The organism is Rhodococcus sp. IEGM 1379 (assembly GCF_030056815.1).
GTDB lineage: Bacteria > Actinomycetota > Actinomycetes > Mycobacteriales > Mycobacteriaceae > Rhodococcus_F.
In genome coordinates, this window is sequence record NZ_JASHKR010000099.1 from 1 (window position 1) to 14,562 (window position 14,562).

Below are 14,562 nucleotides of genomic sequence, written 5' to 3' on the forward strand. Positions count from 1 at the left end.
GCGCCGATGGTACTGCACTCGACAGGGTGTGGGAGAGTAGGACACCGCCGAACACCCGTTAACCGAAAGGGGACCCAACATACTGGGTCCCCTTTCGTGCGTTGTATGAAAGGAATGACTGTGTCGGAGAATGGCGACGAGCGTCGGTCCTTCCGTGGGGGAGGAGCGCCTCAATCAGGTGGCCCCCGTCGTGACAACGACGGGCGAGGTCCCCGAAGCAGCGGTGGCGGCGACCGCCGCGGTGGCAACGGAGGAGATAGGTCCGGCGGACAGCGTCGCGGCGGCGAGGGTGGATTCGCCCCTCGTGGACGCGAAGGCGACCGGAATTCACGTCAGGCAGCGCGTCCTGACGAACCAGATCTACCCGATGATGTAGAGCCGACCGAATTGGATCCGGCAGTTCGTCGGGACCTGCTGAGCTTGGACAAGGACAACGCCAACACTGTTGCGCGCCACCTCGTCATGGCTGGCAAATTGGTCGACGACGATCCGGAACTTGCGCTACTTCACGCGCGTGCTGCCCGTCAGCGTGCCGGTCGGATCGCAGTTGTTCGTGAAGCAGCCGGCATCACCGCTTACCACGCCGGTGAGTGGGCCGAGGCTTTGTCCGAACTTCGTGCTGCCCGCCGTATGGCTGGTGGCCCGGGACTGATCGCTGTGATGGCCGACTGTGAACGCGGATTGGGTCGTCCCGAGCGGGCGATCGAACTCGGTCGAAGTGACGAAGCGGCTCAGCTGTCAGGCGACGAGGCGTCGGAGCTTCGAATTGTCGTGGCGGGTGCTCGAATGGATCTCGGTCAGTTCGATCAGGCTGTCGTTACCTTGCAGACAGCCGATCTGGACGCATCGCGTACCGGATTGGCAGCAGCTCGACTGTTCTACGCCTATGCCGACGCACTTGTTGCGGCCGGCCGTGTCGAAGACGGTCTGAAGTGGTTCCTCAATGCAGCTGCTGCAGACCTCGAAGACGATACTGACGCGGAAGAGCGGGTTGCGGAGCTGTCCGGAGAAGATCAGTGACAGTGCTTCGTAGCCAATACGACGTACTTCTGCTTGATCTCGACGGGACACTCTATGCGGGTGCTCATGCGATTCCTGGTACCCAGAGTGCTCTGGGCCAGGGATCGCAAGCCCTGTATTACGTAACCAACAATGCAAGTCGATCACCGTCGGATGTCTCAGCGCATCTGACCGAACTCGGCTTTGATTCCGCTGAGGACCGCGTCGTCACCAGTTCTCAGACTGCGGCACGCCTGGTAGCCGAACGGGTCGCTCCCGGTTCGGCTGTTCTGATTGTCGGTACGGAAGCACTGGCCGACGAGATCACTGCGGTCGGCCTGCGTCCGGTTCGAGCGTTTGCCGACTCGCCGGTCGCCGTCGTACAGGGTCATTCGACGACAACCGATTGGTCGATCCTGGCGGAAGCATGCCTCGCGATTCGTAGCGGAGCCCTTTGGGTAGCTGCGAACCTCGACACCACGCTCCCGACCGAGCGTGGACTCGTGCTCGGAAACGGTTCGATGGTTGCAGCATTGCGGGCTGCGACGCGTCAAGAACCGCTGGTGGCTGGAAAGCCCGCAGCGCCGTTGATGAATGACGCGCTGCGCCGAAGTGGTTGCGCAAAACCGTTGGTCATCGGCGATCGTCTTGATACCGATATTGAAGGCGCACATGCAGTTTCGCTGGATTCGCTGTTGGTTCTGACCGGTGTCAGTACCCCAGCTGATATCTTGCGTGCCCCTGCAGTTCAGCGCCCCACATACATTTCCGCAACATTGGATTCACTGAATCAGCCGGCCGTCGAATCGCTGGTCGGTACCGTTTCCAAGTGGGCCATATCGGTGCGTGAGACGGCGCTGTGTGTGGACGGGCCGATGGTAGGTGACGAGATGTCACTGCTACGCGCACTGTCCCCGGTTGCCTGGGCGCATCCGTCCTTCACGACCATCGAAGCCGCCGACGCTGAAGTTCAACGCGTCGTAGATTCGTGGCAGCTGTAACCCTCGATTGTGTGTTCGACTCGCGGGGGTATCGATGTATGCGCAACCAACAGTCATGCACTAGCGTTGTCCGCGATGAGCACGCCGATACCCCAACCCGGAAATAGCAGCGCAGGATCTCCTGTGCCCGGGCCACCGCGCACCGTCGACCCGGAAACGATTCGTTCCGACGTCGACTCTCTACTCGCGCGTCTCGGCGGTCTCGAACAGGATCCGAACGATCAGCACGGAGCAGGCGTGATTCCACACAAGGCGCACATATTGGAACAAGCACACGAGGTGCTGGTCCAAGCACTCGCTTCTGTGGACAGGGTCTGACATGGCACGCAGAGCACGGGTGGACGCCGAACTTGTCCGTCGCGGATTGGCACGTTCTCGCGATCACGCACAAGAGCTGATCGCAGCCAATCGAGTCCTGATCTCGGGGGCCGTCGCAACCAAGCCGGCCACCGCTATCGAAGCCGGAACGCCGCTCCGAGTAATCGAGGTGGAGCAGGAAGTCTCCTGGGCTTCTCGCGGTGCCCACAAACTGATCGGCGCACTCGACGCTTTCGGTGAATCCGGACTCAGCGTTGCGGGTCGTCGTTGCCTGGACGCCGGTGCATCCACCGGCGGGTTCACCGACGTTCTGTTGACGCGCGGCGCCAAAGAAATTGTGGCGGTCGACGTCGGCTACGGCCAGTTGGTGTGGCGCTTGCAGTCCGACGAGCGAGTACACGTCATCGACCGCACCAATGTGCGCGCTATCGATGCCGAGACCATCGGCGGCCCAGTCGACTTGGTTGTCGCGGACCTCTCGTTCATCTCACTCAAACTTGTACTACCGGCGTTTGTCGCATGCACGGCCGACGGAGCCGATCTGGTACCGATGGTTAAGCCGCAATTCGAGGTCGGCAAGGACCGCGTCGGCGCCGGTGGCGTCGTACGCGACCCAGAGCTTCGAATCTCGACGGTGCTCGAAGTATCCGAAGCCGCGGCCAAGGTCGGGTTGCGGACGTTGGGTGTTGTTGCGAGTCCACTGCCGGGCCCGTCCGGAAATGTCGAGTACTTCCTCTGGCTGCGTAAGGAGAGCGCTCCCGAGGAGCCGGCAGAAGGCTCGCCGTTGGTCGAGGATCTGATCCGCAAGGCTGTAGAGGAAGGGCCGCAGTGACCGAAGCTGTTGGGGGCGAACCGCGTCAGATTCTGTTGGTTGCGCATCCCGGTCGACGGGAGATCGCCGAAACTGCCCGACGCGTCGGGAAGATCTTCGAGCGCGCCGGAATCGGCCTGCGTGTACTGGTCGACGAAGCCGACAGTTCCCGTATCGAGGCGATGAACGCGCCGGAGGGCTTCTCGGCACCGGACCTCGATGTCACGGTTGTTCATCCGGGCCCGAACGCGGCGGTCGGCTGCGAATTGGTGCTCGTGCTCGGTGGTGACGGAACATTTTTGCGTGCAGCCGAATTGGCGCAGGAGGCGTCGATTCCGGTTCTCGGCATCAATTTGGGTCGAATCGGATTCCTCGCGGAAACCGAAGCCGAACATCTCGACGAGGCGCTGGCGCAGGTAGTGCGCAAAGAATATCGCGTCGAACCCCGGATGACTTTGGACGTCGTGGTCCGTGTCGATGACGAGATCATCGATCGCGGTTGGGCTCTGAACGAGGCGAGTATAGAAAACCGCTCTCGGCTCGGTGTGCTCGAAGTTGTACTTGAAGTCGACGGACGGCCGGTGTCCGCGTTCGGTTGCGACGGAGTTCTCGTATCCACCCCAACCGGTTCGACGGCATATGCGTTTTCCGCCGGCGGGCCCGTCGTGTGGCCGGAACTCGAAGCGCTGCTTGTTGTTCCGAGCAATGCGCACGCGTTGTTCGCCCGTCCGTTGGTTACCAGCCCGGAATCGCTGATCGCAGTGGAGACCGTTGCCGGCAGTCATGACGGTCTCGTATTTCTCGACGGCCGTCGCACATTGGAACTTCCGGCCGGTGGCCGTGTTGAGGTCGTTCGTGGTGCACAACCAGTCAAGTGGGTACGCCTCGACTCTGCGCCTTTCGCGGATCGGATGGTTCGAAAGTTCGAACTTCCGGTCACCGGTTGGCGAGGAAGGAAGCCTTAAACAGTGCTCGCAGAGATTCGAATCGACAGCCTGGGAGTTATTTCCGAAGCGTCGGCCCAGTTTCACGAAGGTTTGACAGTCCTGACCGGTGAGACCGGCGCAGGTAAGACGATGGTCGTGACCAGCCTGCACCTGCTCAGCGGTGCCCGCGCCGATGCCGGCCGTGTGCGACTGGGTGCGTCCCGCGCAGTAGTCGAGGGGCGATTCGTCACCGACGTGTCGCCGGCGACCGAACGCGAGATCGTACGAATCCTTGAATCTTCCGGAGCCGAGCGTGACGAGGACGGCAGCATTATCGCCGTCCGAACTGTAGGCAGTGACGGTCGATCGCGTGCTCACCTGGGCGGTCGTAGTGTTCCGGCCGGTGTGTTGTCGGAGTTCACCGATCCCTTGCTGACGGTGCACGGTCAGAACGACCAGTTGCGTTTGCTGCGTCCCGACCAGCAGCGCAATGCGCTGGATCGTTTCGGCGACAAGACCATCGGCAGTCTTCTGACGCGTTATCGGAAGCATCGCCGGGAGTGGCTCGACGCTCGATCGGAACTGATCGAGCGGACGTCGAAGGCCCGCGAACTTGCGCAGGAAGCAGATCAGCTGACCTTCGCGCTCAATGAAATCGACGGTGTTGCACCGGAACCCGGCGAAGATGCCTCGATTGTCGCCGAGGTTCGCCGGCTCAGTGATTTGGATTCGCTGCGGTCGGCCGCCGAGGAAGCGCACGCGGCGCTGGCCGGTAGTGATGATCTGTCGAGTGGTGAGGTGCGTGTGTCACCGGCTCTCGACCTGATGTCCGAGGCTCGGGCACGGATCGAGTCCGTGACCGATACAGATCTGGACGGTCTGGCCGCGCGGTTGGCCGACGCGATCGCCGTCGTCACCGATGTGGCCGGCGATCTCAATTCCTACCTCGCCGGATTGCCTGCCGATCCGGGTGCCTTGGATTCACTTCTTTCGAGGCAATCCGAACTCAAGACCCTGACACGGAAATATGCGGCTGACGTCGACGGTGTTCTCGAATGGGCAGAGACCGCTCGCGCACGCCTGTCCAAGCTCGATGTGTCGTCGGACGCTCTGGGGTTGCTGAGCAAGCAGGTCGAGGAGACAGCTGCTCTTACTGCTGACGCGGCCGCCAAACTCAGTGCGGCGCGCGTGAAGGCGGCATCAAAACTCTCGAAATCCGTTAGTGCGGAACTGGCGGGACTGGCGATGGGCCGGGCAGGTTTGGAAGTGAGCGTCCGCCAGCAGGTTGCCGGCGCGCAGGATTCTGCTCCGCTCAATGTCGGGGGAGTGGAACTGCATGCTGGTTCCGGCGGTGTGGACGAGGTCGAGTTCCGGTTGTCCGCGCACAGCGGCGCTCCGTCACTGCCGATCAGCAAGAGCGCTTCCGGCGGTGAACTCTCACGCGTGATGTTGGCGCTCGAAGTTGTGCTGGCCGGTAGCGATACCGGAGCGACCATGGTGTTCGACGAGGTGGACGCCGGCGTGGGCGGGCGCGCGGCCGTCGAGATCGGTCGACGATTGGCCAAGCTCGCTCGTACGCACCAGGTGATCGTGGTGACGCACCTTCCTCAGGTTGCGGCATTCGCAGACACGCACCTGGTGGTCGACAAGGTCGACGACGAGGGCGGCGTCGTGAGCAGTGGCGTTCGCACACTCTCGGACAGTGAGCGCGTCGTCGAGCTGGCTCGCATGTTGGCTGGTTTGGACGACACCGAGACTGGTCGAGCGCATGCCGAGGAATTGCTGGAGATAGCAAGTGCGGCACGCGTCACAGATTGATGGATTCGTGGTGTGGTATATGACTGATGTGGTAATTAATTCGGCGCGCCTCCACCGATCGCGGTGACTTCGGGTTCATCATCGAAGCCATGAAGATGCCCGCATTGCTCTCCCGTAACACCGAGTCGTTGCCTGGGATCAGCGGCATCGCCAGGGTCGACCGGAATACGGCCAAGCTTTTACGCCGTGTCGGTCCCGGGGATATCGTCGTTCTGGACGAACTCGACATCGACCGTCGTACAGCCGAGGCTCTGGTGAAAGCCGGAGTTCTGGCCGTCGTCAACGCGTCGCCGTCCATCTCCGGTAGATACCCGAACCTCGGTCCCGAGGTGATGGTCGCCAACGGCATCGTCCTGATCGACGCGCCGGACAGTGAAGTCTTCAAGAACATCAAGGACGGCAGCAAGATCCGCCTGCACGAGGGCGAGGTTTTCAACGGTTCGAAGTCACTGGTCAAGGGCGAAGAGCAGTCCGAAGCCGAGATCTCGGACCGGATGATCGAAGCAAAGACCGGTTTGGTCGATCACCTCGAGGCGTTCTCCGGCAACACAATCGAGTTCATCCGAACCGAGAGCCCGCTTCTCATCGACGGCATCGGTGTGCCCGATGTCGACATCGAGCTCAAGGATCGCCACGTCGTGGTTGTGTCCGACGGGCCCGATCACGAACTGGATTTGAAGAACCTCAAGCCGTTCATCAAGGAGTACTCGCCGATTCTGATCGGTGTCGGTGTGGGTGCCGATGTACTGAGCCAAGCCGGATACCGCCCCGACCTGATCGTGGGCGACCCGGAAGAGATCACCAGCGCCACCCTCAAGTCCGGAGCCGAGGTGGTACTCCCGGCCGATCAGGACGGACACGCCGCCGGTCTTTCGCGCATCCAGGACCTGGGTATCGGTGCCATGACGTTCCCGGCGACGGGATCGCCGACCGATCTGGCGCTGTTGCTCGCCGATCATCACGGGGCTTCGTTGATCGTCACGGTCGGCAATGTCGTCTCGCTCGACGAATTCTTCGATCGTGCGCGCCGGGAAAGTAATCCGTCGGCGTTCATGACCAGGCTGAAGGTCGGGCCGAAACTCGTCGATGCCAAGGCAGTTGCAACGCTGTATCGAAGTCGGGTGTCCGGGGGAGCGATCGCTCTGCTGGTGCTCGCCGCACTGGTCGCGGTTATCGTCGCGCTGGTCGTGTCCAATGCCGGTAGTGAAGTTCTCGACTGGGCAATCGCAACATGGAACAGCTTCGCGCTGTGGGTTCAGGGGCTCTTCAAGTGATTTCGATGCGTCAACATGCAATTTCCATAGCGGCAATTTTCCTGGCTCTCGCCATTGGCGTGGTTCTCGGTTCGGGGATGTTGTCCAGTGGGTTGCTTTCCGGTCTGCGCGACGACAAGGCTGACCTGCAGTACGAGATCGAAAATCTTAACGACCAGAAGAACGGTCTTGCAGAACAACTAAACTCCGCCGACGGCTTCGACGCCGCAATCGGCGGACGCGTCGTTCGTGATTCTCTTGCGGGTCGCACCGTCGTCATAGTGACCGCGCCCGATACCGATCCGGGCGACTTGGACGGTGTCACCCGATTGATCTCCGCATCCGGTGGAGCGGTGACCGGCCGCCTCTCGCTTACCGATTCGTTTGTCGACGCCAGCGGCGGTGACCGCCTGCGTACCGTCGTCAACAACGTCATTCCAGCGGGCATCACTCTCAAGACCGGCGCTGTCGACCAGGGCAGTCTTGCGGGAGACCTGCTCGGATCCGTCCTCTTGCTGAACGGGACGTCGAGTGAACCGCAAAGCACTCCGGATGAACTGAACCTGGCGCTGGACACTTTGCGTAGCGCCGGATTCATCGCGTACGACGGCGCAGTCAAGCCCGCGCAACTTGCGGTGGTTCTCACCGGCGACAACAAGGCGGACGACGCCACAACTTCCGGAAACCGCGGGGCCGTCGTCGCACGCTTTGCCGGCGCCTTGGACGGCCGCGGCGCAGGAACGGTTTTGGCGGGTCGACCAGGCTCGGCTGACGGCAATGGTCCGGTTGCCGTCGTGCGTGCGGATGCGGCGCTCTCGGCCGGTCTGACGACCATCGACAATGTCGACCGCGAGTCCGGCAAGATCACGACCTCGCTGGCATTGCAAGAGCAGTTGAACGGCGGAGCTGGACGGTACGGAACGGGTCCGGGAGCCGCTGCAATCACGGTCGGTGCGCCCACTAGCTGATACGCCGGTCACATCGCGGGGCGAAAGTCGGCGCGCGGGAGGCGTCGACACCCGATTGGTGTTACCGTGAAATCCCGTGGGTCGGCAGGCCCCAGCATGCTTCATCAGATCAAGCCCTGCACAGTCGTCACGGGAGTCTCTTTTGCCACAGTCACGCACTAACCCGCGTACCGCCACCAAGCACATCTTCGTCAGTGGAGGTGTTGCTTCCTCGCTCGGCAAAGGTTTGACCGCCTCGAGTTTGGGACAGTTGTTGACCGCGCGAGGGATGCGCGTGACCATGCAGAAGCTCGATCCATATCTGAACGTGGATCCGGGCACCATGAACCCCTTCCAGCACGGCGAGGTCTTCGTCACCGAAGACGGATCCGAAACAGATCTGGACGTCGGGCACTACGAGCGATTCCTCGATCGTGACCTCTCCGGTCAGGCCAACGTCACCACCGGCCAGGTGTATTCGACGGTTATCGCCAAGGAACGCCGCGGCGAATACCTGGGCGACACCGTCCAGGTCATCCCGCACATCACCGACGAGATCAAGCGTCGCATCCTCGCGATGAGCGGCCCGGATCTGCAGGGACACCGCCCCGACGTCGTCATCACCGAAATCGGTGGAACCGTCGGCGACATCGAATCGCAGCCGTTCCTCGAGGCAGCCCGCCAGGTCCGTCACGACGTCGGCCGCGACAACGTCTTCTTCCTCCACGTCTCACTCGTGCCGTACCTCGGCCCCTCCGGAGAACTCAAGACCAAGCCGACGCAGCACTCGGTCGCGTCGTTGCGCAGCATCGGCATTCAGCCCGACGCGTTGATCCTCCGTTGCGATCGCGACGTCCCGCAGGGCCTCAAGAACAAGATCGCCCTGATGTGCGACGTCGACGTCGATGCCTGCATTTCCACTCCCGACGCTCCGTCGATCTACGACATTCCGAAGGTTCTCCATCGTGAGGGCTTGGACGCGTACGTCGTTCGTCAGCTCGGACTCCCGTTCCGCGACGTCGACTGGACTGTCTGGGGCGATCTCCTCGATCGTGTCCACCAGCCGCGCGAGACCATTCGTGTTGCATTGGTCGGCAAGTACGTCGACCTGCCCGACGCTTACCTTTCCGTCACCGAGGCGCTGCGCGCCGGCGGCTTCGCTCACCGTTCCAAGGTGGAAATCTCCTGGGTTCCCTCCGACGCGTGTGACACCGAAGCGGGCGCTCAGGCTGCTCTCGGCGATGTCGACGCAGTCCTCATCCCCGGCGGCTTCGGCATCCGCGGTATCGAAGGCAAGCTCGGCGCGATTCGTTACGCTCGTGCGCGCAAGGTCCCGCTGCTCGGACTCTGCCTGGGTCTGCAGTGTGTTGTCATCGAAGCCGCGCGCAGCGTTGGTCTCACCGACGCCAACTCGGCTGAATTCGAGCCCGACACCAAGTACCCCGTCATCTCCACGATGGCGGATCAGGAAGACGTCATCGCGGGCGAGGCCGACCTCGGCGGCACCATGCGTCTGGGCGCCTACCCGGCTGTCCTGACCAAGGGCTCCGTCGTCGCGCAGGCTTACGGAACCGAGGACGTGTCCGAGCGTCACCGTCACCGCTTCGAGGTCAACAACACCTACCGTGATCGAATTGCCAAGTCCGGCTTGCAGTTCAGCGGTACCTCTCCGGACGGCCACCTGGTCGAGTTCGTCGAGTACCCGCGTTCGCAGCATCCGTTCTTCGTCGCAACGCAGGCGCACCCGGAGCTCAAGAGTCGCCCGACCCGCCCGCACCCGTTGTTCGCGGCGTTTGTCGAAGCAGCCTTGAAGTACAAGCTCGAAGAGCGACTTCCCGTCGACGTTCACGGTAGAGAGTCCATCGACACCGCTGCGACGGAAACGGCGCTCGACGCAGCCGAGACCGCAGAAAAGGTCTAACCACACATGAGCGATCCCGGTCGGCACGAATTCGAGACCCTCAACTCCAGCACCATCTACTCGGGCGCGATCATCGCGCTCCGGGTGGACTCCGTGGTGATGCCGGGGAATCATCGGGCCGATCGGGAAGTCGTGGAACATCACGGCGCGGTAGCGGTGGTTGCTGTCGACGCCGACGACAATCTTGTTCTGATCCACCAGTACCGGCATCCTCTCGGCCATCGGCTGTGGGAAATCCCGGCTGGTCTGCTGGATGCACCGGGTGAGAATCCGGTGGATGCTGCCGCACGTGAGTTAGGCGAAGAGACCGGACTGGGCGCAGATCGCTGGTCGGTGCTCGTCGACGTTGCACTCTCACCCGGATTTACCGACGAAGCCGTTCGGGTATTCCTCGCCGAGGGCCTGCACGACGTCGACCGTGAAGATCCGGAACACGAAGAAGCCGACCTGCAGATTGCCCGTGTGCCGTTGTCGGAGGCCGTCGACATGGCGCTACGCGGTGATCTGGTGAATGCCACGGCCGTATCGGGCATTCTCGCCCTCGTTGCGGCGCGCTCCTCGGGTACGGCTTTGCGGCCTGCCGATGCTCCGTGGCCGGATCGTCCGACGGCATTCGGGGAACGCAAGGCCCGGGCCTGATGTGCTTGCCCGACAGGTGGATTCGTTTCTCGACCATCTAGCGGTCGAGCGAGGATCTGCTCGCAACACACTTCTCTCGTATCGACGGGATCTGTTCCGGTACGTCGAATATCTCAACGCACTCGGCATCGATGACGTCTCGCGTGTCGGTGAAGGCGACGTCACGGAATTCGTGACGTCATTGCGCCGGGGCGACAAGGAATCCGGCGTGGTCCCCTTGGCGTCGAGTTCTGCCGCACGCACCTTGATCGCGGTTCGCGGTTTCCACAAGTTCTGCGCCGCAGAAGGTCTGGTCGACGTCGACGTTGCCAGATCCGTGAAACCGCCGACTCCGGGGCGCAAACTGCCCAAGGCACTCTCACTCGACGACGTCATCGCTCTGCTCGAGGCTTCCGGTGGTGGCGCAACCGGCGACGGTCCCCGTGACCTACGAGATCGAGCGCTGTTGGAACTGCTGTACTCCACGGGCGCACGCATCACCGAAGCCGTCGACCTTGACGTCGACGACATCGACACCGAGTCCCGTTCAGTGCTCTTGAAGGGCAAGGGCGGTAAGCAGCGGGTAGTTCCTATTGGGCGGCCCGCGATCGAAGCCGTCGACGCGTATCTGGTCCGAGGGCGACCCGCTCTGGCGACGCGGGGATTGCCGGCGCTGTTCCTCAACGTCCGTGGCGGAAGACTGTCACGTCAAAGTGCCTGGCAGATTCTCCACGACGCGGCTCTCTCCGCCGGAATCAAGGCCGACGTCTCCCCGCACACCATGCGGCACTCGTTTGCCACCCACCTACTCGACGGCGGGGCAGATGTCCGCGTCGTACAGGAACTTCTCGGTCACGCATCGGTGACCACGACGCAGATTTACACCCTGGTCACGGTGACTGCGCTGCGAGAAGTGTGGGCGCAGGCACACCCACGTGCGCGATAGGCGCGTGGCAACAATGCGTGTCTGTGAGAGAAATCGGGCGTGGAAGCGGTAGCGTTCAAAGCGCGCGAGTGGTCCCTGAGAGGTTTTTCAGGGGTTGCGGCGCCGAGAGCAACCACCGAAAGAACAGGGGAGCATCGGACCGTGTCGACATCGCAGCCATCAGCGGCGGAGTCCGCGCCGCCGCATGTCACTATCCCCTCCAGCGTCCCTTCCGGAGAATTAGAGCCAGAGTTGGGTCCCACGGGCCGGCCGGTACGTGATGTACCGATGCCTACGTCGTTGGCGCACCACGGTCCCGCGATGATCATCGCGATGTGCAACCAGAAGGGTGGCGTCGGTAAGACGACGTCCACCATCAATCTCGGTGCTGCGCTGGCCGAGTACGGGCGACGAGTGTTGTTGGTGGACCTCGATCCACAGGGAGCGTTGTCTGCCGGTCTGGGAGTTCAGCACCACGATCTCGAACTCACCGTTCACAATCTGCTGGTCGAACCGCGTGTCCCCATCGACGACGTACTGATGCGCACCAGAATCGACGGACTGGACCTGCTGCCGAGCAATATCGACTTGTCCGCCGCGGAGATTCAACTGGTCACCGAGGTAGGGCGCGAGCAGACTCTGGGACGCGTATTGCACCCGATTCTGGATCGCTACGACTACGTACTTATCGATTGCCAACCGTCGCTGGGTTTGTTGACGGTCAACGCTCTGGCCTGCGCCGATTCCGTCATCATTCCGATGGAATGCGAGTACTTCAGTTTGCGCGGACTGGCGTTGCTCAACGACACCGTCGAAAAGGTGCACGATCGGCTCAATTCCAAGCTCGAATTGGCCGGTATCGTCGTGACAATGTTCGATTCACGAACGCTGCATGCCCGCGAGGTGATGGCCCGCGTCGTCGAGGTATTCGGCGACGTCGTCTACGACACGGTCATCAACCGAACCGTGCGCTTCCCCGAAACCAGTGTGGCGGGTGAACCGATTACCACCTGGGCGCCCAAGTCAGCTGGGGCAGAGGCGTATCGAGCGTTGGCTCGTGAAGTGATCCACCGGTCTGGTCGTAAGTGAAACTGATTACACCGCAAGAAGATTCGGCCGCTGTTGCAGAGTTTCGCGTAACGCTTCGAAATTTCGAAGGGCCGTTCGATCTACTGCTGAACCTGATCAACCAACGTCAACTCGACCTCACCGAGGTTGCGCTGCACACGGTCACGGACGATTTCATCGCGTACACCAGGAAACTGGGTAGCGCGATGGGTCTGGACGAGACCACCGAGTTTCTTGTCGTCGCAGCTACGCTTCTCGATCTGAAAGCCGCTCGACTCCTGCCCGCCGGCGAGGTCGAGGACTCCGAGGACCTGGCATTGCTGGAAGCGCGGGATCTGCTGTTTGCACGGTTGCTTCAATATCGGGCCTACAAACAAATGGCAGCTCTGTTCGGGGAACTCGAGGATGCCGCGTTACGACGCTATCCGCGGTCGGTATCCGTCGAAGATCAGTTCACGTCGTTGCTGCCGGAGGTGTTGTTGGGGGTGAATCCGCAGCGCTTTGCGGAGATTGCCGCGACGGTGTTCACGCCTCGTCCGGTGCCTACCGTGGGCCTCGAGCACCTCCATGTGTCCAATATCTCGATACCCGAACAGGCCGAGCGAATACTCGAACTTCTTCGCGAGCGCGGGGCAGGCGAGTGGACGCCGTTCTCCGACTTGGTTGACGATTGCGATGCCACCGTCGAAATCGTCGCGCGCTTTCTGGCGCTACTCGAGTTGTATCGACGAAAAGTCATCATTTTCGACCAGCCCGAAGCGCTGGGGCAACTCCTGGTGACATGGACCGGCAACGACGACATCGCACCGGTTACAGAAGAGGATCAGGGATGAGTACCGAACCGGAAGATGTGACGTCTTCCCAGCTAGACGCTACAAACGAGGCGCCTGGCAACGAGAAGGTGTCGGCACCGGATTTTGACCTGGACGACAACCGCCTCGACGCAGTATTGGAGTCGTTACTCCTGGTCGTAGATTCGCCGGCGGAAGTATCTCAACTGGCCTCGGTGACCGGCACAAATTCGGCTCGCGTCGAAGAACGTCTCAAGCTGATGTCGGCTGCGCTGACGGCTCGGGGCAGCGGAATGGACCTGCGATACGCCGGCGACGGCTGGCGTCTGTACACCCGGCAGGAGTTTGCCCCATACGTGGAAATGCTGCTATTGGACGGCACCCGCACCAAATTGACGCGCGCAGCATTGGAAACTTTGGCGATAGTCGCATACCGTCAACCGTTGACTCGTGCGCGGATCAGTGCAGTACGAGGCGTCAACGTGGACGGGGTGGTACGCACACTCCTCGCCCGCGGACTGATCGCGGAAGCCGGGCCCGACCCGGACACCAACGCGACACGGTACTCCACCACCGAACTGTTCCTCGAACGGCTCGGACTGGCTTCGCTGAGCGAGCTTCCGGAGTTGGCACCGCTCTTGCCCGATGTCGAATTGATCGACGACATCAGCGAAAGTCTGGAATCCGATCCGCGATTTGCGAGAATGAACAAGACGGAAGTGACCACCGACGTAGTGGACACCGAAGTCGACGACTGACCGGGCATCCCCGGGTCGGTCGTCAGCGCAGAAGAAAGACCCGACGATACTCGGGAAACAAAGAAAAACTGACAGGAAAAAAGTGAACAATCCCGCTCGCCGAGATGGCACACCGGACCGTAACAACTCCCGCGACTCGCGTGGTGGCCGCAACGACGCCCCACGTGGTGGCCGCAACGACGCCCCACGTGGTGGTCGTAGCGAAGCCCCTCGTGGTGGTCGCAGCGAAGCTCCCCGCGGAGCCCGTGGCGACAATTCCTACGGATCGCGCAATGACGCTCCCCGTGGTGCACGCAGCGACGCCCCTCGTGGTGGACGTAGCGAAGCTCCCCGCGGAGCCCGTAGCGACAATTCCTACGGATCGCGCAATGACGCTCCCCGTGGCGCACGCAGCGAAGCCCCTCGTGG

14 protein-coding genes and 1 pseudogene are annotated in these 14,562 nt (G+C 62.0%); all 15 read left to right on the forward strand.

All coding sequences use genetic code 11. The annotated features are described in order from the left end of the window. The first annotated feature begins 114 nt into the window (after nt 1–114). The gene (locus QM600_RS26395) at nt 115–1,020 is read left to right on the forward strand and encodes a hypothetical protein (protein WP_283264715.1); all 906 of its coding nucleotides are present in this window, start codon (nt 115–117) and stop codon (nt 1,018–1,020) included. Continuing rightward, nucleotides 1,017–2,000 carry an HAD-IIA family hydrolase gene (locus QM600_RS26400; protein ID WP_283264717.1) on the forward strand — a complete coding sequence of 328 codons (984 nt, stop codon included), beginning with the start codon at nt 1,017–1,019 and terminating at the stop codon, nt 1,998–2,000. Before QM600_RS26395 ends, QM600_RS26400 begins: the two co-directional genes overlap by 4 nt. A 75-nt stretch (nt 2,001–2,075) precedes the next feature. Further along, the gene (locus tag QM600_RS26405; protein WP_283264719.1) at nt 2,076–2,318 is read left to right on the forward strand and encodes a hypothetical protein; all 243 of its coding nucleotides are present in this window, start codon (nt 2,076–2,078) and stop codon (nt 2,316–2,318) included. 1 nt (nt 2,319) lies between these two features. Continuing rightward, nucleotides 2,320–3,150 carry a TlyA family RNA methyltransferase gene (locus QM600_RS26410; protein WP_283264721.1) on the forward strand — a complete coding sequence of 277 codons (831 nt, stop codon included), beginning with the start codon at nt 2,320–2,322 and terminating at the stop codon, nt 3,148–3,150. After that, complete coding sequence (locus QM600_RS26415) at nt 3,147–4,094, forward strand: NAD kinase (RefSeq protein WP_283264723.1); 948 nt, start codon at nt 3,147–3,149, stop codon at nt 4,092–4,094. The genes QM600_RS26410 and QM600_RS26415 overlap by 4 nt, the downstream gene beginning before the upstream one ends. A gap of 3 nt (nt 4,095–4,097) precedes the next feature. Beyond that, nucleotides 4,098–5,873 carry a DNA repair protein RecN gene (gene recN, locus QM600_RS26420; RefSeq protein WP_283264725.1) on the forward strand — a complete coding sequence of 592 codons (1,776 nt, stop codon included), beginning with the start codon at nt 4,098–4,100 and terminating at the stop codon, nt 5,871–5,873. Between the two features lie 89 nt (nt 5,874–5,962). Next, nucleotides 5,963–7,147 carry a putative cytokinetic ring protein SteA gene (steA, locus tag QM600_RS26425; protein WP_283264727.1) on the forward strand — a complete coding sequence of 395 codons (1,185 nt, stop codon included), beginning with the start codon at nt 5,963–5,965 and terminating at the stop codon, nt 7,145–7,147. Next, nucleotides 7,144–8,094 (forward strand): copper transporter, encoded by a 951-nt coding sequence (locus tag QM600_RS26430; RefSeq protein ID WP_283264729.1) that lies wholly within the window; start codon nt 7,144–7,146, stop codon nt 8,092–8,094. Before steA ends, QM600_RS26430 begins: the two co-directional genes overlap by 4 nt. Nucleotides 8,095–8,236: 142 nt before the next feature. Next, nucleotides 8,237–9,994, forward strand: coding sequence for a CTP synthase (gene pyrG, locus QM600_RS26435; protein ID WP_283264731.1), 1,758 nt, complete (start codon nt 8,237–8,239; stop codon nt 9,992–9,994). Between the two features lie 6 nt (nt 9,995–10,000). Beyond that, complete coding sequence (locus QM600_RS26440) at nt 10,001–10,633, forward strand: NUDIX domain-containing protein (protein WP_283264732.1); 633 nt, start codon at nt 10,001–10,003, stop codon at nt 10,631–10,633. A gap of 1 nt (nt 10,634) precedes the next feature. Continuing rightward, on the forward strand, nt 10,635–11,558 hold the full coding sequence (gene xerD / locus QM600_RS26445; protein ID WP_283264734.1) for a site-specific tyrosine recombinase XerD: 924 nt from the start codon (nt 10,635–10,637) through the stop codon (nt 11,556–11,558). 192 nt (nt 11,559–11,750) lie between these two features. Continuing rightward, nucleotides 11,751–12,626, forward strand: coding sequence for a ParA family protein (locus QM600_RS26450; protein WP_502943111.1), 876 nt, complete (start codon nt 11,751–11,753; stop codon nt 12,624–12,626). Continuing rightward, nucleotides 12,623–13,438, forward strand: a complete 816-nt coding sequence (locus tag QM600_RS26455; RefSeq protein WP_283264738.1) for a segregation and condensation protein A — start codon at nt 12,623–12,625, stop codon at nt 13,436–13,438. The genes QM600_RS26450 and QM600_RS26455 overlap by 4 nt, the downstream gene beginning before the upstream one ends. Next, on the forward strand, nt 13,435–14,154 hold the full coding sequence (gene scpB / locus QM600_RS26460) for an SMC-Scp complex subunit ScpB (protein WP_283264740.1): 720 nt from the start codon (nt 13,435–13,437) through the stop codon (nt 14,152–14,154). The genes QM600_RS26455 and scpB overlap by 4 nt, the downstream gene beginning before the upstream one ends. Nucleotides 14,155–14,258: 104 nt before the next feature. Then, nucleotides 14,259–14,562 (forward strand): annotated as a pseudogene (locus tag QM600_RS26465) (hypothetical protein); the annotation flags it as partial.